Origin of the sequence: Comamonas sp. CMM02 (assembly GCF_014851485.1) — a bacterium.
Classification (GTDB): domain Bacteria; phylum Pseudomonadota; class Gammaproteobacteria; order Burkholderiales; family Burkholderiaceae_C; genus Comamonas; species Comamonas avium.
Genome location: NZ_JACUZW010000002.1, coordinates 408,325 through 428,092, shown reverse-complemented (window position 1 = coordinate 428,092; position 19,768 = coordinate 408,325). Strand labels below are relative to the sequence as shown.

Here is a 19,768-nt window from a genome sequence, read left to right as displayed (position 1 = left end):
CACTGAGACAATTCGCTCTGACAAAGAGAGCTGCTCGCGCACTGCTACGCTTTAATCCAAAATGCAAGCACCTTCAGGCATGCGGTTTTCATACGCCAGTAGCTCATCTTTGTGCAGCACAAATGCAGCACCATAACGCTCGCACTCCTGCTCCAGCCAGTCCACCACCAGGCCTTGCTGCGTAAGCACACGCACGCATTGAAAGGCAGTTTCAGCCTCGGGATAGCGGCGGCGCATCAAATTCAACCACTGCTTCAAACGCCCGGCGCGCTGGTTGGGCGTTAAATCACGGCACACCAGCAACCAAAATCGCTGCAGATGCGGCAACATCTGCGCCCATGTCACCACCGGTGTTAACTCTGCCTGCACATCATCCGGACGCGGTGTGCCGCGTGCCATGGCAGCGCGCAAGGCCAGCGCCAGACCTGGGTCGGCCACGCTGCCGCGCCCCAGCATCAGATCGCTGCATCCCGATTGCTCGCGGCAGCGCAGCGCTTCTTGCACAGTCCAAATCTCGCCATTGGCGACCACAGGCACATTGACCACCGATGCGATGTCCGGAATCAGCTCCCAGTAGGCGGGTGGACGATAGCCTTCCACCTTGGTGCGCGCATGCACGACCAGCTCACAGGCACCGTTTTCCACCATGGCCAGCGCACATTCGCGCATCAGGCTTTTGTCGTTAAAACCCATGCGCATCTTGGCAGACACAGGCAAATGTGCAGGCACCGCCTTGCGCACAGCGGCCACCAGCCTGGCAATCGATTCGGGGTCTTGCAGCATGGAGGCCCCACCGCCATGGCGGTTCACTGTTTTGGCGGGGCAGCCAAAGTTCAGGTCAATACCTTCGGGGTTCAGCCGCGCCAGATTGGCCGCATTCTCAGCCATGCAGGCGGGGTCAGAGCCCAGTAACTGCGCTCGCACAGGCACGCCCGACAAGGTTTTACTGCCATTGAGCAGCTCCGGCATGTAACCCAGAAACACGCGATCTGGCAGCACCGTGCCGCTGACACGGATGAATTCCGAGACACAGCGGTCCACTCCGCCCACACGGGTCAGAACATCGCGCAGCACAAAATCGAGCAAGCCCTCCATTGGGGCCAAAAGCAATCGCATGAAATGTTTACCGAGCCAGTCGCTGGCGCATTGAATGGAAAAAAACGGTTTTAGTACTGCTGCGCATAACTTTGCAGCAATGCCGGGTCTGTGATTGTCGCAAGGCTGCTGCGTTTTTGCACAGGCTTCACAGGGCTGTCACACGTTTTGTGTGCAATGCCTGCCATGTACCTGTACCGAACGCCCAAAGCCCTGCTTGAGCTAGCGCCTGGTCAGCGTCAGCTGGGCTTGCGTGAGCGCTCTGTACTCCTGCTGGCAGAAAACACCCCGGCCTCCACACTGCACGCCATGTACCACGGTCAAGGCCAGGCGCTGGTGCAGCAACTACTCAATGACGGCTATTTGCAGCATCACACTGCGCACTCCCAGTGTGAGCCGTGCCCTGCTGGGCCTGACAACGTCAGTCTGGCTGGCGTGCGCATGCACCTGTTTGACCTGTGCGAGCGCTTGTTTGCCAACCGCCTGCACGACACTTGCGCACACCTGCGCCACTTGCTGCGCGAGGCCCGCGACGCTGACAGCATGCTGCACGCCAGCGAGCAGCTGCTGCAAGCGGTACACCGGCATGCAGGCCTGGAGCGGGCCGAAGTCTTGCGCCGGCAGCTGGCGCTGATGCTGCCGGAGCGCAGCCTTGAAAACGGCGATGAAAGCGCGCTTTCGTAACCATCTCAAGCAAGCTCAGACCTTGGCCTTCAAGCGCCACAGGGAAGTGACTTCAGCCGAACGCGCCGCGTGCAGCGGGTCGGAACTGTCTTGCGCCTTGCCATGGGTGGGCTCAGCATCCATGCGGTAGACCACGTACAGGCCTGCTGCATCAATCCAGCCCATCAGCTCATCCCGGCTACGCAGACCCAGGTGCTCCGCCAAGTCCGACAGCACCAGCCAGCCTTCACCATCAGGCGAAAGATGTTCACGCAAGCCGCTCAGAAAGCCGCGCAGCATGGTGCTGTTTTCGTCGTACACCGCTTGCTCCAGCGTAGTCACGGCTCGTGCTGGCACCCATGGCGGGTTGCAGACAATCAAAGGCGCCTGACCTTCAGGGAACAGGCTGGTTTGTTGCAGCTCAACCTTGTCACTGACACCCAGACGTTCGATATTTTCTTGGGCACAGGCCAGAGCCCGGCTGGATGTATCGGTAGCCACCACCCGCTTGACACCACGCTTGGCCAGCAAAGCGGCCAGCACACCAGTGCCCGTGCCGATATCGAATGCCAGCTCGCGCATGCCGAAAGCCAGAGGTGCTTCATGCACCATGGCTACATACTCGCCGCGCACGGGCGAAAACACGCCGTAGTGCGGGTGAATGCGCGCATTCTTGCCCAGCAAAGGCATGTCCACGCCCTTTTTGCGCCATTCATGGGCACCCACCACCCCTGTCAACTCACGCAGCGTCAGCACCTGCACGCCAGCATCTGCCGCTGGAGCGCCCCATGCTTGGGTGCAAGCTTCACGCCAGTCCGGGGCGCGGCGCAGCTTGATGGAGTAATCAGGCTGCAAAGCCACCAGCACGCTGTTGAGCACACGGGCCCGCTGGCCCTGTGCCATGCGGTGCATGTGGAAAGCCTCTGCTGCAGTCGGTGCAGGCTTGTTGCTGGACGAGCGCAACTGCTTGCGCGCCTTGGCAGTGCTTTTGCCTGCAGGCTTGTCCAGACGGCGCTTGAGCGCATCAATGAGCAAGCGCGCGTTGTGAAAATCGCCCTGCCAGAGCAATGCCGTACCTTCACACGCCAGACGGTAGGCGGTGTCGGCGGGCATGGTGTCATCTGCCACTACCACACGGCGTGGCGCGGGCAGGCCGCTTTCGCTGCGCCATGCAGCTTGGTGGTCAGTGCCTTGGTGTTGCCATTGCAGCATGTGGAATTCCTGAGATATGGAGAGACAAAAAAATCGGCCCGCCGAAGCGGGCCGTTGGGCAGTAGTTAGTTTAAAGGACGCTTTAAGCGCACTTCCTCAATCTTGATACCGCCAATGAGGGAAGTTTTGGCTGTGGACATTTCACGCTTGAAACCTGCCAGCTCATGAAAGCGCAAAGCGCGCTCATTACGCAGAGGCACCCAAACAGTGACGTTGTTACAACCCTCTTCCTGCAGGCCTTCACGGGCTGCATCCCATAGCGTCACGCCGACACCCTTGTTCCAGTGCGAAGGGGCTGCATAAATAGCCCATACCTCACCAGTGGTTTGGCGAGACTTCTCATCACGGGAACGGTCAAAACCAACAAAGCCTACGATCTTGTCGCCATCGAGTGCAACTTGCACTTGTGGCTCACAGTATTCAATGGCTTCACGCCAGTAAGCTTGACGCTTCTCGACGGAGGACATGGCTTTCAATTGGTCGTCAGGCACGATGCCACGGTAGGCGTCCAGGGCGGAAGCGGTGTGGATTTGTGCAATCGCCTTCGCATCGCGAAGGGTTGCAGGACGAACCTGGTAATTGGACATGGGAAAACCGAAACTGAAAACGAGGTGTTGAAAACGAAAGTCGGCAATTGTCAGTGAAATCGCGTTTTCCGCTTACGCCTAGTCTGTGTAGCCATTTAGGCAAGTACGGCTGTCAAAGGTTTCTTGCCCGCAGAAAAAGGATGTGCTAGGCCATTGAAATGGCCTGAAACGATTGCTTATTGCAAGCAAATTAATAGCAGCAAGCGCTTAGCCCAAGCGCTTGATCAGCGCCATGATGCGCTGAAATTTGGCTCCGTACGGTGGGTACAGCCAAGAGGCAGGGCTCCATTTTGCTTGCAAAAACACCGCCTTTTGATGAGAAAAGCGTAAAAAACCATGCTTGCCGTGGTACGCCCCCCAGCCACTGGGGCCAACCCCACCAAAGGGCAAATTGTCATGCGCCACATGCATCAGGGTGTCATTCACCGTAACGCCACCACTGACAGTACGGCGCAACACACTGTCGCGCAGCTTGTCATCATGACCAAACCAGTACAGCGCCAGCGGGCGCTCCCCGGCATTGATGGCATGAATGACATCATCCAGGCGGTCATAAGTAATCACTGGCAGCAGCGGGCCAAAAATCTCTTCTTGCATGATGGCCATGCCTGAGTGCACGTTCCACACCAAGGCAGGTGTCATCTGGCGCTGTACCGCATCGCCCCAGCCCGGTGCAGCAGAGCTGCTAGGTTGCGCTGCCGATTCCAGCCATTGCACCTGTGCGCCTTCAGCTTCGGCCTGCTGGGCCAAATTGCGCAAACGGTTGAAATGTTTCTGGTTGATGATGGCTGCGTAATCGGGGTTCCCAGAAAGCGTGGGAAACAGCTGCGCAACGGCTTTGCGAAAGGCTTGCTCAAACGCCTGCTCTTGCCCGCGCGGCAACAGCAGATAGTCCGGGGCAATACACGTCTGCCCCGCATTGAGGAGCTTGCCATGCGCTATGCGCAAGGCTGCAGCGTCCAGGTCGCAGTCATTGCTGATGATGCAGGGTGATTTCCCCCCCAGCTCCAGCGTGGTAGGTGTCAAATGCTGTGCAGCAGCCATGGCCACTTTGCGGCCAACAGCTGTAGAGCCGGTAAACACCAGGTGGTCGAACGGCAGACCAGAGAAATGACTGGCGACCTGCGTATCGCCCTGAATCACACAAAATTCTTCCGGGGCAAAGAATTGACCAATGACATGGGCCAACTGCGCCGAAGTGTGCGGGGTAAGTTCACTGGGCTTGAGCATGACGCGGTTGCCGGCGGCAATGGCCGCAATCGCTGGCCCCAGAGCCAGCTGCAAAGGGTAATTCCAGGGGGAGATGATGCCCACCACACCCAAAGGCTGGTACTCAATGCGCCCGGTTCCCGGCAAAAGATGCACAGGTGTCCATACCCGCTGCGGACGCATCCATTGATTCAGATTGCGCAGCGTATGGCTGAGCATGGTGCGCAGCACCATGAGGTCAGCCATCTCCGTGAGCTGCGGCGATCGCACTCCGAAGTCTGCCTGCACTGCAGCCGCCAAGGTGGTGCCGTGTTCGTGCAGGATTTTCTGGATGCGCAACAAGCGCTCTTTGCGCACCAAAGCAGGCACATCGACCTGCTGGCGGCTGGCCTGATGCTGCAGATCAAACACTTGTTGTAACGTGGAAGGCAGGTGCATGCTGAGTGGATCTCCTCGGTGTATTTTTTGTCGTCTGCCCCTCCTGCCCTGCTTGGGCAGGCACGCTGTCAGCGCTCGTGCACTTCTCGGGGCTGTACGTCACTCACCTCAGCAGCAACCGTAGACAAAATACCTCCGCGCTTGCTTCCTGCTGCGGGGGTAAAGGGAGCGGCATTGTCCTGCGCTGCAGCTGCGGTGCTGGCCATGCCACCACCAAAGCCACCAGAGCGCTGGTACATGCTGGCCCAGCTACTGGCTGCACGCATCGGCATTACCCACGGTATGACGGGTTGCCCGGTGATCTTGGCCCACAGCATGCGCACTGCCCACACAGCGGCCAGTACACACGCGACGGCCAGCAAGCTCAGGAAGAACACGGCGCCGATGGCGAGCATCACAATACGCACCATCCAGCGGGTCATCCAGTTTAAAAACTCGTTCAAAGCAATGCCTTTCTCAGTGCTGCCAGCACAAAGGCTGGCAGCCCGGACTTAAGCTGCGCTGGCAGCGCTACCCAAGTCAAAGTTAAAGACTCCGGGGGCCTGCACAGGGTCCACCGAAACCTCAATGCGGCTCTTTGGCGGGAACTTGCCCTCCAGCAACGCCCGAGACAATGGATTCTCGATACGCTGCTGGATAGCCCGCTTGAGCGGACGTGCACCAAAGACCGGATCAAACCCTACTTTAGCCAACTCTGCCAAAGCAGGTTCGCTCACGTGCAATTCCAAGTCCATCTTTTCGAGACGACGTTGCAACAATTGCAACTGAATCCTTGCGATCGACTCGATTTGCGCCGCATCAAGACCATGGAAGACCACGGTTTCGTCGATACGGTTCAAGAATTCGGGGCGGAAATGTGCTTTTAGTTCCCCCCACACCGCTTCTTTGATGTCCTCGCTGTCCTGGCCCACCATTGCCTGAATGAGGTGCGAGCCCATATTGCTGGTCATCACGATCACAGTGTTCTTGAAGTCCACGGTGCGGCCCTGGCCATCAGTAAGGCGGCCATCGTCCAGCACTTGCAACAGCACGTTGAACACGTCCGGATGGGCTTTTTCCACCTCGTCAAGCAACAGCACGCTGTAAGGCTTGCGACGCACAGCCTCAGTCAGATATCCACCTTCTTCGTAGCCCACATACCCTGGAGGGGCGCCAATGAGGCGCGCCACAGAGTGCTTTTCCATGAATTCGCTCATGTCAATGCGAATCAGGTGGTCTTCGCTGTCAAACAAGAAACCAGCCAGCGCCTTGCACAGCTCAGTCTTACCCACACCGGTGGGGCCCAGGAACAAGAAACTACCCAGTGGCTTGTTCGGATCGGACAGACCCGAGCGCGAGCGGCGGATGGCGTTGGCCACCGCAGCAATGGCTTCATCCTGCCCCACCACGCGCTGGTGCAATTTGCCTTCCATTTGCAGCAGCTTGTCTTTTTCACCCTGCATCATCTTGGACACAGGAATGCCCGTGGCACGGCTGACCACCTCGGCAATCTCTTCGGCACCCACGTGCGTGCGCAGCAGCTTGTGCTTGGGTGCGGCACCATCGGCTTCGCTGTCTTGCGCTTCTTTGAGCTGTTTTTCCAGAGCAGGCAGCTTGCCGTACTGCAACTCGGCCACCTTGTTGAAGTCGCCCTTGCGTTTCAAGTCTTCAATCTGTGTACGAATGCTGTCCACTTCCTTGCGAATTTGCTCCGAGCCCTGGGCGCTGGCTTTTTCAGCCTTCCAGATTTCTTCCAAATCGGCGTACTCGCGCTCCAGCTCGCCCAGTTCATCTTCAATCAGCTGCAAGCGTTTTTGCGAAGCCTCGTCCTTTTCCTTCTTCATGGCTTCACGCTCAATCTTGAGCTGAATCATCCGGCGCTCCAGCTTGTCCATGACCTCGGGCTTGGAGTCGATTTCGATCTTGATCTTGGCCGCAGCCTCGTCGATCAGGTCAATAGCCTTGTCGGGCAGGAAACGGTCCGTGATGTAGCGGTGGCTCAACTCTGCTGCGGCAACGATAGCGGGGTCGGTAATGTCCACCCCGTGGTGTGCCTCATAACGCACTTGCAAACCGCGCAAGATAGCGATGGTGTCTTCCACCGATGGTTCATTGACCAGTACCTTCTGGAATCGACGCTCCAGCGCCGCATCTTTTTCAATGTACTTGCGGTATTCATCCAGTGTGGTGGCGCCAATGCAGTGCAGCTCGCCCCGCGCCAAAGCAGGTTTGAGCATGTTGCCGGCGTCCATGGCACCTTCGGCCTTGCCGGCACCCACCATGGTGTGGATTTCGTCAATGAACAAGATGATGCGGCCTTCTTCCTTGGCTACATCGTTGAGCACGGCTTTGAGGCGCTCTTCAAATTCACCCCGATATTTGGCACCTGCCAGCAAGCCGGCCATGTCCAGCACCAGCACGCGCTTGTCCTTGAGGGTTTCGGGTACTTCACCTTCCACAATGCGCTGGGCCAGGCCTTCCACAATGGCGGTCTTACCCACACCGGGCTCACCGATGAGTACAGGGTTGTTCTTGCTGCGGCGTTGCAGCACCTGAATGGCGCGGCGGATTTCATCGTCGCGGCCAATCACTGGGTCCAGCTTGCCCATGCGGGCACGCTCGGTCAGATCCATCGTGTATTTTTTCAGGGCTTCGCGCTGGCTTTCACCTTCTGCGCTGTCCATGGTCTGTCCACCGCGCACGGCATTGATGGCAGATTCCATCGCCTTGCGGGTCAGGCCATGTTCCTTGGCAATTTTGGCCGCCTTGGTGTCGCTGTCAGCCAATGCCAGCAGGAACAGTTCGCTGGCGATGAACTGGTCACCACGTTTGATGGCTTCCTTTTCAGTGGCTTGCAGCAGCTTGCCCAGATCCGGGCCAATGGTGACCTGATCTTGGCCCTGCACTTCGGGCAATTGCTTGACCGCGTTTTCAGCGGCAGCCGCCATGGCAGCCACATTGGTACCCGCACGCTGCAACAGCGCTTTGGGCCCATCACTTTGGCGCAGCATGGCGGTCAGCAGGTGCAACGGGTCGATATAAGCGTGGTCATTGCCCAACGCAAGACTTTGGGCGTCTGCCAGGGCTTCTTGGAATTTTGTTGTGAGCTTGTCTATGCGCATGAATTTTTTCCCTTCAACGGCAAATCTATAACTGCTTCACACATAAGGGCTTTGGGCCATTTTTCAAGAGTTCGCAGCACATATACAACCGTCTGGGCAACAGCCGGTATCTGAGCGATGCGCTGGGTGGTGCAAAGTTCCTTGCAATCTTTTGAATCTTGTCATCAAGCGGATTGAACGAAATGTCGGATGAGCGCTCCTAGACTGAGTACTTTTGCCGCGTTCACTCCCTTTTTCTATGTCTGTTACACCTTCCCCGCGCTACACCACCACCGCCATCGCCTTGCATTGGCTACTTGCCGTGGCCTTGCTGGGGCTGCTGGCCTTTGGCTGGTACATGGTCGGGCTGCCGTTTTCACCCACCAAACTCAAGTACTACAACTGGCACAAGTGGGCGGGCGTCACCATTTTGGTGCTGAGCGCACTGCGCCTGCTGTGGCGCCTCACCCACCGTCCTCCCGCTTTGCCAGCACGCATGGCGGCAGCCATGCCCCGCTGGCAGCATGTGGCGCACCACGGCGTGCACCATCTGCTGTACGTGCTGTTTTTTGCCGTTCCCCTGCTGGGCTGGGCCTATAGCTCGGCGGCTGGTTTTCCGATTGTCTGGCTGGGTATGTGGCAGTTGCCAGACTTTGTGTCACCCAGCCCTGAGCTGGCAGAAGCCCTCAAACCCTGGCACATGATTGCGGCCTACACCCTGGCGGCTCTGGTGGCCCTGCACATTGCCGCTGCGCTCAAGCACCAGCTGATTGACCGCGATGCGCTGCTGCGCCGCATGTGGCCCGGGCGCACCGCCTGATTTTTTTATTTGTACGCTGACAAGGACCTTGACCATGACGACCTTCACCACCACCTTGCGTTGCGCCGTTCTGGCCAGCGCTGCCTTGCTGGGCAGCGCAGCCATGGCCGCTCAGGCTTTGGTGCCTGCACAAAGCAGCATCCAGTTCACTGCCAAGCAGCTGGGCGTGCCACTCAGTGGCCACTTCAAACAGTTTGATGCGCAGGTGCAGTTTGATACGGCCAAGCCCGAGACCAGCAAAATCCACTTCACCGTGGACACGGGCAGCGCCACCATGGGCTCCAAAGAAACCGACAGCAATCTGGTGAACGCCGACTGGTTCAACGTTGCCAAGTTTCCCAAGGCCACGTTTGACTCCACCGCCGTCAAGGCGCTGGGCGGAGGCAAATACCAGGTAGACGGCACACTGACCATCAAGGGCAACGCCCAGAAGGTGTCTGTGCCCGTGCAACTGACGCAATCGGGCACCACCACCTTGGCCACCGGCAGCTTGCCGCTCAAACGCCTGCCTTTCAAAATTGGCGATGGTGACTGGGCCGACACATCGATGGTGGCCGACGAAGTGACCGTGCAATTCAAGCTGGCGCTGACGGGCGTGGGCAAGCTGTAAAGCCACATTCACCTTTTTAGAAGCAGCTTGCGCTTATGCATCAAAGTTTTCAATAACTTTTCATTTGCAAATGCTTAGTGCATAAGCGCTAACCGCTCCTTATTTGTTCAACCCTGCAAACTCTTTTCACTTCACTCTGGAGATTTTCCCCATGCGCACTACCTTGTTTGCTCTGGCCGCCGCAGGCCTTCTGGTCACTACTGCCCACGCTGCACCCGCCGCTTACACCATCGACCCGACCCACACTTTTGCCACGTTTGAGATCGATCACTTTGGCGCCTCTACCAACCGCGTGCGTTTTGACAAGAAAAGCGGCACTGTCCAATTCGACAAGGCTGCAAAGACTGGCAAAGTGGAAGTGACGCTGGACATGAACTCCGTGAACTCCGGCACCGCTGGTTTTGACAAGCACCTCAAGAGCGCAGACATCTTCAACACCGAAAAGCACCCTGAAGCCAAGTTCGTTTCCGACAAGTTCGTGTTCGACGGCGACAAGCTCAAGGAAGTGACAGGCCAGCTGACCATGAACGGCCAGACGCACCCCATCACCATCAAGTCCAACAAGTTCACTTGCTACGAAAGCCCCATGCTCAAGCGTGAAGTGTGCGGCGGCGACTTTGAAGCCACGATTGACCGCACCCAGTGGGGAGTGAATTACGGCGTGGACTGGGGTTTTGCCAAGAACGTGCGTCTGGTACTGCAAATGGAAGCAGTCAAGCAGTAAATCTGCCTTGATGCGCATAAAAAAACGGGCCTGGTGCCCGTTTTTGCATGGGCCGCCGCCTTTTGCAGCTTACGCCCAGCGCGCCAGCGCCTGCTCGTCGCTCACACGGGCGTCCACCCAGCGGGCCCCTTGGGGGGTTTGTTCTTTCTTCCAGAACGGTGCTTCGGACTTGAGAAAGTCCATGATGAATTCACAGGCCTGAAAGCTCATGCCACGGTGGGCCGAGGTAACCGCCACCAGCACAATCTGATCCATGGGCTGCAGCGGCCCCACACGGTGAATCACCTTGGCCGCATAAATGCCAAAGCGCTCAGTGGCACGGTCAATGATGGCTTCGATGCTTTTTTCCGTCATGCCCGGGTAGTGTTCCAGCTCCATGGCAGATATATCAGCGCCTTCATTGCGGTCACGCACTGTGCCCACAAAGCTGCACACCGCGCCCACCCGCGCATCACCGTGGCGCAAAGCGGCCAGTTCGGTAGAAACATCAAAATCTTGGGTCTGGATCAAAACGCGTGCAGTGGTCATAGCGATGATTGTCGCAGCCCGTGATCGCCCAGATGTCCACACACGTGCGAAAACCGCCCCCTCCGCGTTAGCATTGCTCCCCGCTTGACATTGCACCTACCCACAGCACCCAGCATGGCCACCCTCACCATTGACACCACGGAGTACATGCTCTACCCATCGCCACGCAACGAGCACCGCGTGGTTTTTGAGCACCAGTGCTTTGTGCCCTATCCCTATTCCATCATCCATCTGCCGGATTACGACTTTGAAGGCCCAGCCACACTGTTCTCGGCCCGCCGCAAGGCGGACGACAAAAACGGTCAGTTGGTGACTTGCGAGCTGGAAACCGACATTCTGCGTTTTGAGCGCCTGTTCGACCCCGAATAAGATCGCCGCGCCATGGATGACACCAGCCAGATTCAGCCCCCCAGCAGTTTTGCCGAGCTGTTTCGCAGCCGTGCGGGCATTTTGAAAACCCCGATTGCTGAGGTGGTAGCGCGTTACGAACTGTGCGAAGACCTGGCCTGCCACCTGGTGGAGCAGGCGCAAACCATCTACCACTCGGGCAACGCGTCTGAAGAAGGCGTGCTGCTGGGTTTTTACGCAGCTATCTCGGGTGAGGCGTCGGCGGTCACCCCCCGCGAAGCGGGCTGGATCATTCAGCGGCTGGCCGAATTGCTGGAGTGGAAAGCCCCCAAGCTTCCCGACGCACCAGAACAGACCTGAAATCAGTGGCCGGCAACTTGCAGGCAAAGCGCCAGCAGCTCACCCCAAAAAAAGCCGTGACTGCTTGACGCATCACGGCTTTTTGCTGACCTTCCATTGCCCCCCGGTTTTACGTGGCTGCTTTCGCGGCATCCGCATAGCGGTTCAAGATGCGTTGCACTTGCCCATGTGTCCATGGCCCGCCCTTGGCCGCAGTAATGCCGCGCTCATTGAGCACTTGAGCCATCTTGCGGTGCGTCAGGCCCAGAGCAACCAGCTCGGCAAACAGTGCCTCGTGCTGCTTGGCAAAGCTATCGGCTGCACTTTTCCGCTTTTCCACCGTAGCGCGAATATTGTCCGCCCCGGCCTTGCCCAGCTGCACGCCACGTGCCTTGGCCTCGCTCAAGGCCAAGCGCGTGCGAGTGCTGATGGCAGCGTCTACCTCAGGTTTGTCTGTGCTCATGGCAAGCCCTAGCCACCAGTGACAGGGGGAAAGAAAGCCACTTCGTCACCCGCCTTCAGCAGGGCATCGTCTTGGCACATATCCTGATTGAGCGCCATGCGCACGGCTTTGCCATGGGCCAAGGCAGCAGCAGCTGCTGCACTGCGTGCCATCAATTCTTCGCGCAGCACCCCTACGCTGGTCGCACTGGTTTGCAGTGTTTCGCTGCCCTGCCCCATGGCTTCACGGATCGAGGCGAAATAACGCACGGTGATATTCATAGATGTACTCATGGCGGCACTCACATCAATTCACTGAACGGGATAAAGCGCACGGTGTCACCCGGCTGGATGGGCGTAAGGGGCGGGTTGTCAATGATGCCATCGCCCCATACCGTCGAAGTCAGCACACCCGAGCCCTGGTTACCAAACAGTGCCAGCCCCCCTTGCCCATCATGCCGGGCGCGCAAGAATTCACGCCGTTTTTCCAGCTTGGGCCAGTCAAACTGTGCGGTTACGCTGATGGCTTTGGGAGCCACATCATCCATGCCTTGCAGGCGCAGCACAAACGGGCGCACCAGCAGCAAGAAGGTAATGAAGCTGGAGACCGGGTTGCCCGGCAGCCCCATGAAGTGCGCCACACCATTGGAGGCATCTTTTCCATTGCGAAACACCTTGCCGTAGGCAAAGGGTTTGCCAGGCTTCATGGCAATCATCCACAGGTTCAGCGCGCCCTGCTGCTCTACCGCAGGCTTGACGTGGTCTTCCTCGCCCACAGACACGCCAGCGCTGGAAAGCACCAGATCGCAGTCCTGCGCCACACGATGGATAGCCTGGGCCGTTTGCTCCAGGTTGTCGGGCAGGATGCCGCCATCCACCACTTCGCAGCCCAGGCGCTGCAGCAGCGCACGCAAGAAGTAGCGGTTGCTGTTGTAGATGCTGCCAGCAGGCATGTCTTGAGGGGCCACGGTTCCGGGCAGTACGAGCTCATCGCCCGTTGAGAACAGTGCCACGCGGGGCTTGCGCCCCACTGGCAGTTCGGGCATACCAATGCTGGCGGCCAAGCCAATGGCTGCTGGTGTCAGGCGCATGCCCTGGGCCAGCACGGTGCTGTTCAAGGCGATGTCTTCACCACCGCGGCGAATGTTTTGCCCATGCTTGGGCACGGCGTTAAAACGCACCGTACCGTCTTGCAGCACCTGGGTGTCTTCCTGCATCAGCACGGCATCGGCACCAGAAGGCACAGGCGCACCAGTGAAGATGCGGGCCACAGTGCCTGGCTGCAATGGCGTGCCCACATGCCCGGCGGGAATGCGCTGACTCACAGTCAGCGCCACACCGGCAGCGGTGATCTCTGCCGCACGGACGGCATAGCCGTCCATGGCGGAGTTGTCTTGGGGAGGCACTTGCAGCGCCGAGATGCAATCGGCACGCAGCACACGGCCATCCGCATTGAACAGATCTACGTGCTCTACACCCAAGGGCTGGGCCTGGGCCAGCACATGCTGCAGGGCTTCATCCAAAGGGGTCATCATCAGGTGTTACTCCTCGTGGCCCTGTGGGCCTTGGTATTCAAAACGTGCGGCGTTCGCCAGCATCCAGTGCGCAATCTGCGCGGGCTGATTCAAGTTAAGCAACTGCACATGGGCAGGCAGCGCCTCGGGCAGGCCACCGGCATCGTCAGTGGCCAGTGCTACGACATGGCTGTCTGTCATAAAGCGCAGGGGCCTGGCCGTCTGGCCTGCTGCAGGCTGGCGCCAGATTTCTACCTTGGGCAGGTCTTCGTGCTTGAAGCCTTCCACCAGCACCCAGTCCACGCGCGCATCCAGCTCAGACAGCATGGCATGTACATCCAGCTCTTGCTCGCACGCGAACTCGCGCACCAGTGCCAGACGTTTGTCGCACACCAGCAGTACCTCTGAAGCGCCTGCCTGGCGATGGCGCCAGCTGTCTTTGCCCGGAATGTCGATGTCCACATCGTGGTGGGCGTGCTTGACAGTAGACACACGCTGACCCTGCGCGCGCAAAGCGGCAATCAATTGCTCCAGCAACGTGGTCTTACCCGCGCCGGAGTAAGCGACAAAGCCCAAAACCTTCATGCGTTTTACTCTCTTGCAAATAGCAATCGGCGCTTGGTAGACAAGCGCCGATTGCCAATTTCACCCATCAACCAGAGGCGGCGCGTTAGTCGCAGTGCTTTTGAATATAGGCCTTGACCTGCTCTACATCCGATGCCATTACGACCACACGCTTGGGCAAATCTTCAATGCCTTCAAACTTGGCCGGGCGCTCGGGCTGGCGGTTCAGCGCTTCTTCAATCGTGGCCGCAAACTTGATGGGCAAGGCGGTTTCCAGCACGATCATGGGCTCTGCACGCAAGTGCTCGCGCGCCACCTTCACGCCGTCGGCGGTGTGCGTGTCGATCATCTGGCCAAAGCGTTCAAACGTGTCTTTGATGGTTGCCAGACGGTCTGCGTGTGTGCTTTTTCCGCTGACAAAGCCGTACTTGGTGGCCGCGTCCTGAAAGCAGACGTCCGCGCTTAAATCAAACTTGCCTTGCTGGCCCACACCTTGCGTAAACAGCAGCTTGGTGCGCTGACCATCGCGGCCCACCAGATCAAATACAAAGCGCTCAAAGTTGCTCGCCTTGGAGATGTCCATCGAAGGGCTGGACGTCTCGTAGGTATGGGCTGCGCCACGCACCTGGTAGACGCCTGTGCGGAAGAACTCGTCCAGCACATCATTTTCATTGGTGGCCACCACCAGCTTGGCAATTGGCAGGCCCATCTGGCGCGCCACATGGCCTGCGCAGATATTGCCAAAGTTACCGCTGGGCACGGTAAAGCTCACCTTTTCTTCGTTGCGCGAGGTGGCTTGCAGATAGCCCGCGAAGTAATACACCACTTGGGCCAGCAGCCGCGCCCAGTTGATGGAGTTGACGGTACCAATCTTGTACTTGGCCTTGAAAGCGTGGTCGTTGCTGACCGCCTTGACGATGTCCTGGCAGTCATCAAACACGCCTTCAATAGCGATGTTGTGGATGTTTTCATCCTGCAGACTGAACATTTGCGCCTGCTGGAAGGGGCTCATGCGCCCGTTCGGGCTGGTCATGAACACGCGTACACCCTTTTTGCCGCGCATGGCGTATTCCGCCGCGCTGCCGGTGTCACCGCTGGTGGCACCCAGAATGTTCAGTTCTGCGCCACGGCGAGCCAACTCGTATTCAAACAGGTTGCCCAGCAGTTGCATCGCCATGTCCTTGAAGGCCAGCGTGGGGCCATTGGACAGGGCTTCAATCAGCAAATTACCGTCGAGCGTGCGCACAGGCACGATGGCTTTCGTGCCAAACACTTCTTCGGTGTACGTCTTGGCGCACAGCGCACGCAGATCATCAGCGGGAATATCGTCGATGTACAGCGACAGAATTTCAAACGCCAGCGCAGCGTAGCCTTGAGAGGCCAGAACTTCGCGCAACTGGGTCAGTTTGGCATCGTTGATCTGGGGGTACTCGACAGGCAGGTACAGGCCACCATCAGGGGCCAGTCCTTCGAGCAAGATGTCGCAAAAGCGTTTGCGGTCTGCATGACCACGGGTGGACAAATACAACATAAAAATTCCTTGTCAGTTGCCACAAAGCGCTGCACATGAAACCGGCGCGCTGCAACTCAAAGACACCGCGCAAGGGCTGCCCCGCAGCGCTGATGTCGTCCCCCTCGCGCACAGCGAGAGAGGGGTGAAGCGGCAAAGCCGCTCAGGGGGTGCAATCAGTTCAACTCTTCTTTGCGAATCCGCGTGATGGGTGTCAGCACCGTGGACAACGCCTGGATCTCCGCCAGTGCCTTGTCCATATCGCCTTCACGGGTGTCATGCGTCAGGATGATCAGATCCGTCTGGGTTGAGCCCTCACCACCGACTTCATCGGCTTCGCGCTGAATCACAGCATCAATGCTGATACCGGCATTTGCCAGCAGCGTTGTGATTTTGGCCAGTACACCGGCCTCGTCCGCCACGCGGATACGCAGGTAATAGCTGGTCACCACATCGGCCATTGCCAGCACAGGCAGTTCGTGGCCAGCAGCGGCCAAGGTATGGCTCTGGAAAGCCAGTGCAGGCACGCTGTAGGCTGGATCAGCACCGTGCAGGCGGGCAATATCCACCAAGTCCGCAATCACGGCCGAGGCCGTGGGCTCGGAGCCCGCGCCCTTGCCGTAGTACAGCGTGGTGCCCACAGCATCACCATTGACCACCACAGCGTTCATCGCGCCTTCAACATTGGCGATTAGGCGCTTGGCTGGAATCAGCGAAGGGTGAACACGCAGCTCAACCCCTTTGTCGGTGCGCTTGGTGATGCCCAGCAGCTTGATGCGGTAGCCCAGTTGCTCGGCGTACTTGATATCTGCACCAGCCAGCTTGGTAATGCCTTCCACGTAAGCCTTGTCAAACTGCACCGGAATGCCAAAGGCAATGGCGCTCATCAGCGTGACCTTGTGCGCTGCATCGACCCCTTCGATGTCGAAGGTGGGGTCCGCTTCGGCGTAGCCCAGACGCTGTGCTTCCTTGAGCACCACGTCAAAGTCCAGACCCTTGTCACGCATTTCGGACAGGATGAAGTTGGTTGTGCCGTTGATGATGCCAGCCACCCACTGGATGGAATTGGCAGTCAAGCCTTCGCGCAGCGCCTTGATGATCGGAATGCCACCGGCCACAGCCGCTTCGTAGGCCACGATCACACCCTTGTCGGCCGCAGCCTTGAAAATTTCTGTGCCGTGTACGGCCAGCAGCGCCTTGTTGGCCGTTACCACGTGCTTGCCAGCGGCAATTGCTTCCAGCACCAGTGCCTTGGCAATGCCATAGCCACCAATGAGCTCCACTACCACGTCAATTTCAGGGTTGGCAATGACTTCACGGGCGTCGCCCACCACTTTGACAGCATCACCCACGACTTGCTTGGCGCGCGTCGTGTCCAAGTCGGCCACCATGGCAATCTCAATGCCGCGACCCGCACGGCGGCGGATCTCTTCCTGGTTGCGCTGCAGCACGTTGAACGTGCCACTGCCTACGGTGCCAATGCCCAGAAGGCCTACTTGGATCGGTTTCATAAGTCTCTTACGCTTGTACGTCAAAAAGGGCTGTAGCGCTTATGGAGTCTGCGCTTACAGCTATCAGAAAAATTTAGGCAGCCACTTGCAGTTTGGCTTTGCCTTTGCTTGCCGCTGCTGTTGCACTGACCACCAGCTTGTCGGTGTCGTGACGCTGGCGGTATTTGGCCAAGAAGGCGGCCAGGCGATTGATCGCCTCGCGCAGATCAGCCTCATGCGGCAGGAACACAATGCGAAAGTGGTCTGGATTGGGCCAGTTAAAGCCGGTGCCCTGCACCAGCATGACCTTGGTTTCCTGCAGTACTTCCAGGAAAAACTCCTGGTCGTTCTTGATCGGATAAATCTCAGGGTCCAGCCGCGGGAACATGTACAGCGCGCCCTGTGGCTTCACGCAGCTCACCCCGGGAATCGCGTTGATCAACTCCCACGCCAGGTCACGCTGCACGCGCAGGCGGCCGCCTTCGCACACCAAGTCGTCAATACTCTGGTGACCGCCCAGTGCCGTCTGCACAGCCCACTGACCGGGCACGTTGGCGCACAGACGCATGTTGGAGAGCATGTTCAGGCCCTCGATGTAGTCCTTGGCAGGCTTCTTGTCACCCGAGACCACCATCCAGCCTGCACGGTAGCCGCAGCTGCGGTAGGCCTTGGACAGGGAGTTGAAGGTCAGCGTCAGCACGTCTTGCGACAAGCTGGCCAGCGGGGTGTGCTTGGCGCCGTCATACAAAACCTTGTCATAGACCTCGTCGGCAAAAATCACCAGCCCGTGCTCACGCGCCAGCGCCACAATCTCCAGCAGCAACTCGGTGGAATACAGCGCACCCGTGGGGTTATTGGGGTTGATCACCACAATGCCCTTGGTACGGGGTGTGATCTTGGCGCGGATATCTGCCATGCTGGGCATCCAGCCATTGGCTTCATCGCACATGTAATGCACAGGAGTGCCGCCCGACAGGCTGGTAGCCGCCGTCCACAGTGGGTAATCGGGTGCAGGCAGCAGCATTTCATCGCCGTTGTCCAGCAAGGCATTGGTGGCCATGCTGATCAGCTCAGAAGCCCCATTGCCCAGGTAAATATCATCCAGCGTCACGCCTTTGATGCCCTGGTGCTGGGTTTCATGCATGACAGCCTTGCGTGCGGCAAAAATACCTTTGCTGTCCGTATAACCGGCCGAGTTGGGCAGGTTGCGAATCATGTCCTGCTGGATTTCTTCTGGCGCATCAAAACCGAACACGGCCAAATTACCAATGTTCAGCTTGATAATTTTGTGCCCGTCTTCTTCCATCTGTTTGGCCGCATCCATGATCGGCCCTCGAATGTCATAACAAACGTTTGCCAGCTTTGCAGATTTTTGGACAGTCTTCATGGAAATATGCCACCTATATGCTTTAACAGCGCCAAGGCACGCCCGCGCCTCGGTGAAACCTATAATTTGACCACACTTCGGGCCCACGCCCTCCCCGCATAATACGGTGCCATGCTGCTGGTATTCAGAGCCATCGCTGCGGGGTAGTTCAAGCACAAGGAACAAGCCCCATGAAACTCCACGCTGATCCCTCTGACGTTCAAATGGTGACCGCTTATGGCCCGGGCTGGATAACGATCAACAAGCAAGAGCACAAAGGCAATCTGCTGGTGGGCTCCACCGGCTTTCTGCGCCCCTGGAACTGTGCCAATTTCGAGTCGCTCACGGCCGAGCACTTTGCAGAGCTTGCGCAGTTGAATGCAGAGCTCATCATCTTTGGCAGCGGCAGCAAATTGCGCTTTGTTCACCCCTCATGGCTGCAGCCCCTGATGCAAAAGCGCATAGGCCTGGAAACCATGGATACCCATGCAGCCTGCCGCACTTACAACGTTTTGGCAGGAGAAGGCCGCATCGTGATAGCCGCACTCATGTTGGAGTAATATCCGCATGGGGGTCGTCAAATTTTACGTTTCAGGGTAAAATCTCAGGTTGCGGTCGGGGGCGTACTTATCCATAAAAGCAATACTCCTACACCCCTCGGCATTCCAACGACTACTCCCGAGAGATAAAAGCGCATGGCGATCGTTGTCAATAAAGCCCTTCCCGAATTTGAAGCCAATGCTACAGGTGGCGTGAAGGTATCCAACACCTCGCATACAGGCCAGATTCTGATCTTGTACTTCTACCCGAAGGACAACACCCCTGGATGCACTACCGAAGCCATGCAGTTCCGTGACAAGTTCAAGGACTTCGAAAAGGCAGGCGCTGTGGTGTTCGGCGTTTCTCGCGACAACATGAACTCGCACAACGACTTCAAGACCAAGCTCGAGTTGCCGTTTGAGCTGATCGCAGACACCGAAGAAAAGATGTGCCACATGTTTGGCGTAGTCAAGAACAAGATCATGTACGGCAAGAAGGTCAAGGGCATTGAGCGCTCGACTTTCCTGGTCGACACCAATGGTCTTTTGGCCCAGGAGTGGCGTGGTCTGAAAGTACCTGGCCACGTGGACGAAGTACTCAAGGCCGTCAAGGGCCTGAAGGCTGCAGCCAAGAAGGCAGCTTAAACCCCACACACTTGGTGCCGCCTCCTTGGCGCGTACCAAGACATGC

At 58.0% G+C, this 19,768-nt stretch carries 22 protein-coding genes; 8 read left to right on the top strand and 14 right to left on the bottom strand.

Annotated features, from left to right (window positions below):
• Window positions 1-51: 51 nt before the first annotated feature.
• Window positions 52-1,116, bottom strand: coding sequence for a tRNA-dihydrouridine synthase (locus IB213_RS07135; protein WP_191723030.1), 1,065 nt, complete (start codon window positions 1,114-1,116; stop codon window positions 52-54).
• Window positions 1,117-1,281: 165 nt separating this feature from the next.
• Between IB213_RS07135 and IB213_RS07130 the strand changes: the two genes are divergently transcribed.
• A complete protein-coding gene (locus IB213_RS07130) occupies window positions 1,282-1,779 on the top strand; it encodes a hypothetical protein (RefSeq protein ID WP_191723031.1) in 498 nt (165 codons plus the stop codon).
• Between the two features lie 15 nt (window positions 1,780-1,794).
• Here the strand turns inward: IB213_RS07130 and IB213_RS07125 are convergent, their stop codons facing one another.
• From IB213_RS07125 to clpB, 5 genes are all read right to left on the bottom strand, one after another.
• Window positions 1,795-2,970 (bottom strand): class I SAM-dependent methyltransferase, encoded by a 1,176-nt coding sequence (locus IB213_RS07125; RefSeq protein ID WP_191723032.1) that lies wholly within the window; start codon window positions 2,968-2,970, stop codon window positions 1,795-1,797.
• Between the two features lie 65 nt (window positions 2,971-3,035).
• Entirely contained in the window at window positions 3,036-3,557 is a 522-nt protein-coding gene (locus IB213_RS07120; protein ID WP_191723033.1) for a GNAT family N-acetyltransferase, read from the bottom strand.
• A gap of 207 nt (window positions 3,558-3,764) precedes the next feature.
• Complete coding sequence (locus IB213_RS07115) at window positions 3,765-5,204, bottom strand: coniferyl aldehyde dehydrogenase (RefSeq protein WP_192405835.1); 1,440 nt, start codon at window positions 5,202-5,204, stop codon at window positions 3,765-3,767.
• A 68-nt stretch (window positions 5,205-5,272) separates the two neighbouring features.
• Complete coding sequence (locus IB213_RS07110; protein ID WP_192405834.1) at window positions 5,273-5,647, bottom strand: hypothetical protein; 375 nt, start codon at window positions 5,645-5,647, stop codon at window positions 5,273-5,275.
• A gap of 48 nt (window positions 5,648-5,695) precedes the next feature.
• Complete coding sequence (gene clpB / locus IB213_RS07105; RefSeq protein WP_191723036.1) at window positions 5,696-8,305, bottom strand: ATP-dependent chaperone ClpB; 2,610 nt, start codon at window positions 8,303-8,305, stop codon at window positions 5,696-5,698.
• 238 nt (window positions 8,306-8,543) lie between these two features.
• On the opposite strand from clpB, the gene IB213_RS07100 reads away from it, so the two are divergent.
• From IB213_RS07100 to IB213_RS07090, 3 genes are all read left to right on the top strand, one after another.
• Complete coding sequence (locus tag IB213_RS07100; RefSeq protein ID WP_192405833.1) at window positions 8,544-9,104, top strand: cytochrome b; 561 nt, start codon at window positions 8,544-8,546, stop codon at window positions 9,102-9,104.
• A gap of 34 nt (window positions 9,105-9,138) precedes the next feature.
• Window positions 9,139-9,714: a YceI family protein gene (locus IB213_RS07095; RefSeq protein WP_192405832.1), complete on the top strand. Its 576-nt coding sequence runs from the start codon at window positions 9,139-9,141 to the stop codon at window positions 9,712-9,714.
• A 151-nt stretch (window positions 9,715-9,865) separates the two neighbouring features.
• Window positions 9,866-10,438, top strand: coding sequence for a YceI family protein (locus IB213_RS07090; protein WP_192405831.1), 573 nt, complete (start codon window positions 9,866-9,868; stop codon window positions 10,436-10,438).
• Between the two features lie 69 nt (window positions 10,439-10,507).
• Here the strand turns inward: IB213_RS07090 and moaE are convergent, their stop codons facing one another.
• Entirely contained in the window at window positions 10,508-10,966 is a 459-nt protein-coding gene (gene moaE / locus IB213_RS07085; protein ID WP_191723040.1) for a molybdopterin synthase catalytic subunit MoaE, read from the bottom strand.
• Between the two features lie 114 nt (window positions 10,967-11,080).
• Between moaE and IB213_RS07080 the strand changes: the two genes are divergently transcribed.
• Both IB213_RS07080 and IB213_RS07075 read left to right on the top strand, forming a co-directional pair.
• On the top strand, window positions 11,081-11,335 hold the full coding sequence (locus IB213_RS07080; RefSeq protein WP_191723041.1) for a hypothetical protein: 255 nt from the start codon (window positions 11,081-11,083) through the stop codon (window positions 11,333-11,335).
• 12 nt (window positions 11,336-11,347) lie between these two features.
• The gene (locus tag IB213_RS07075; RefSeq protein WP_191723042.1) at window positions 11,348-11,674 is read left to right on the top strand and encodes a hypothetical protein; all 327 of its coding nucleotides are present in this window, start codon (window positions 11,348-11,350) and stop codon (window positions 11,672-11,674) included.
• Between the two features lie 109 nt (window positions 11,675-11,783).
• Here IB213_RS07075 and IB213_RS07070 read toward each other — a convergent pair whose 3' ends face one another.
• The 7 genes from IB213_RS07070 to IB213_RS07040 form a co-directional block, all read right to left on the bottom strand.
• The gene (locus IB213_RS07070) at window positions 11,784-12,116 is read right to left on the bottom strand and encodes a recombinase family protein (RefSeq protein ID WP_192405830.1); all 333 of its coding nucleotides are present in this window, start codon (window positions 12,114-12,116) and stop codon (window positions 11,784-11,786) included.
• Window positions 12,117-12,124: 8 nt separating this feature from the next.
• Window positions 12,125-12,376 (bottom strand): molybdopterin converting factor subunit 1, encoded by a 252-nt coding sequence (gene moaD, locus IB213_RS07065; RefSeq protein ID WP_192406079.1) that lies wholly within the window; start codon window positions 12,374-12,376, stop codon window positions 12,125-12,127.
• A gap of 20 nt (window positions 12,377-12,396) precedes the next feature.
• Window positions 12,397-13,626 carry a gephyrin-like molybdotransferase Glp gene (gene glp, locus IB213_RS07060; RefSeq protein ID WP_192406078.1) on the bottom strand — a complete coding sequence of 410 codons (1,230 nt, stop codon included), beginning with the start codon at window positions 13,624-13,626 and terminating at the stop codon, window positions 12,397-12,399.
• 9 nt (window positions 13,627-13,635) lie between these two features.
• Window positions 13,636-14,193, bottom strand: coding sequence for a molybdopterin-guanine dinucleotide biosynthesis protein B (gene mobB, locus IB213_RS07055; protein WP_192405829.1), 558 nt, complete (start codon window positions 14,191-14,193; stop codon window positions 13,636-13,638).
• 85 nt (window positions 14,194-14,278) lie between these two features.
• Window positions 14,279-15,703 carry a threonine synthase gene (gene thrC / locus IB213_RS07050; RefSeq protein WP_192405828.1) on the bottom strand — a complete coding sequence of 475 codons (1,425 nt, stop codon included), beginning with the start codon at window positions 15,701-15,703 and terminating at the stop codon, window positions 14,279-14,281.
• A 155-nt stretch (window positions 15,704-15,858) separates the two neighbouring features.
• A complete protein-coding gene (locus IB213_RS07045; RefSeq protein WP_191723046.1) occupies window positions 15,859-17,193 on the bottom strand; it encodes a homoserine dehydrogenase in 1,335 nt (444 codons plus the stop codon).
• Window positions 17,194-17,266: 73 nt separating this feature from the next.
• A complete protein-coding gene (locus IB213_RS07040; RefSeq protein WP_191723047.1) occupies window positions 17,267-18,559 on the bottom strand; it encodes a pyridoxal phosphate-dependent aminotransferase in 1,293 nt (430 codons plus the stop codon).
• Window positions 18,560-18,729: 170 nt separating this feature from the next.
• Here IB213_RS07040 and IB213_RS07035 point away from each other — a divergent pair, with 170 nt between their 5' ends.
• Both IB213_RS07035 and IB213_RS07030 read left to right on the top strand, forming a co-directional pair.
• Window positions 18,730-19,098, top strand: a complete 369-nt coding sequence (locus IB213_RS07035; protein ID WP_191723048.1) for an Mth938-like domain-containing protein — start codon at window positions 18,730-18,732, stop codon at window positions 19,096-19,098.
• Between the two features lie 135 nt (window positions 19,099-19,233).
• Window positions 19,234-19,722 carry a peroxiredoxin gene (locus tag IB213_RS07030; RefSeq protein ID WP_191723049.1) on the top strand — a complete coding sequence of 163 codons (489 nt, stop codon included), beginning with the start codon at window positions 19,234-19,236 and terminating at the stop codon, window positions 19,720-19,722.
• Window positions 19,723-19,768: the final 46 nt, after the last annotated feature.

Bases quoted from the DNA above. Each gene is read 5' to 3' on its own strand.
- IB213_RS07135 (WP_191723030.1), bottom strand. From the start codon at position 1,116: ATGCGATTGCTTTTGGCCCCAATGGAGGGCTTGCTCGATTTTGTGCTG.
- IB213_RS07130 (WP_191723031.1), top strand. From the start codon at position 1,282: ATGTACCTGTACCGAACGCCCAAAGCCCTGCTTGAGCTAGCGCCTGGT.
- IB213_RS07125 (WP_191723032.1), bottom strand. From the start codon at position 2,970: ATGCTGCAATGGCAACACCAAGGCACTGACCACCAAGCTGCATGGCGC.
- IB213_RS07120 (WP_191723033.1), bottom strand. From the start codon at position 3,557: ATGTCCAATTACCAGGTTCGTCCTGCAACCCTTCGCGATGCGAAGGCG.
- IB213_RS07115 (WP_192405835.1), bottom strand. From the start codon at position 5,204: ATGCACCTGCCTTCCACGTTACAACAAGTGTTTGATCTGCAGCATCAG.
- clpB (WP_191723036.1), bottom strand. From the start codon at position 8,305: ATGCGCATAGACAAGCTCACAACAAAATTCCAAGAAGCCCTGGCAGAC.
- IB213_RS07100 (WP_192405833.1), top strand. From the start codon at position 8,544: ATGTCTGTTACACCTTCCCCGCGCTACACCACCACCGCCATCGCCTTG.
- IB213_RS07095 (WP_192405832.1), top strand. From the start codon at position 9,139: ATGACGACCTTCACCACCACCTTGCGTTGCGCCGTTCTGGCCAGCGCT.
- IB213_RS07090 (WP_192405831.1), top strand. From the start codon at position 9,866: ATGCGCACTACCTTGTTTGCTCTGGCCGCCGCAGGCCTTCTGGTCACT.
- moaE (WP_191723040.1), bottom strand. From the start codon at position 10,966: ATGACCACTGCACGCGTTTTGATCCAGACCCAAGATTTTGATGTTTCT.
- IB213_RS07080 (WP_191723041.1), top strand. From the start codon at position 11,081: ATGGCCACCCTCACCATTGACACCACGGAGTACATGCTCTACCCATCG.
- IB213_RS07075 (WP_191723042.1), top strand. From the start codon at position 11,348: ATGGATGACACCAGCCAGATTCAGCCCCCCAGCAGTTTTGCCGAGCTG.
- IB213_RS07070 (WP_192405830.1), bottom strand. From the start codon at position 12,116: ATGAGCACAGACAAACCTGAGGTAGACGCTGCCATCAGCACTCGCACG.
- moaD (WP_192406079.1), bottom strand. From the start codon at position 12,376: ATGAATATCACCGTGCGTTATTTCGCCTCGATCCGTGAAGCCATGGGG.
- glp (WP_192406078.1), bottom strand. From the start codon at position 13,626: ATGACCCCTTTGGATGAAGCCCTGCAGCATGTGCTGGCCCAGGCCCAG.
- mobB (WP_192405829.1), bottom strand. From the start codon at position 14,193: ATGAAGGTTTTGGGCTTTGTCGCTTACTCCGGCGCGGGTAAGACCACG.
- thrC (WP_192405828.1), bottom strand. From the start codon at position 15,703: ATGTTGTATTTGTCCACCCGTGGTCATGCAGACCGCAAACGCTTTTGC.
- IB213_RS07045 (WP_191723046.1), bottom strand. From the start codon at position 17,193: ATGAAACCGATCCAAGTAGGCCTTCTGGGCATTGGCACCGTAGGCAGT.
- IB213_RS07040 (WP_191723047.1), bottom strand. From the start codon at position 18,559: ATGAAGACTGTCCAAAAATCTGCAAAGCTGGCAAACGTTTGTTATGAC.
- IB213_RS07035 (WP_191723048.1), top strand. From the start codon at position 18,730: ATGAAACTCCACGCTGATCCCTCTGACGTTCAAATGGTGACCGCTTAT.
- IB213_RS07030 (WP_191723049.1), top strand. From the start codon at position 19,234: ATGGCGATCGTTGTCAATAAAGCCCTTCCCGAATTTGAAGCCAATGCT.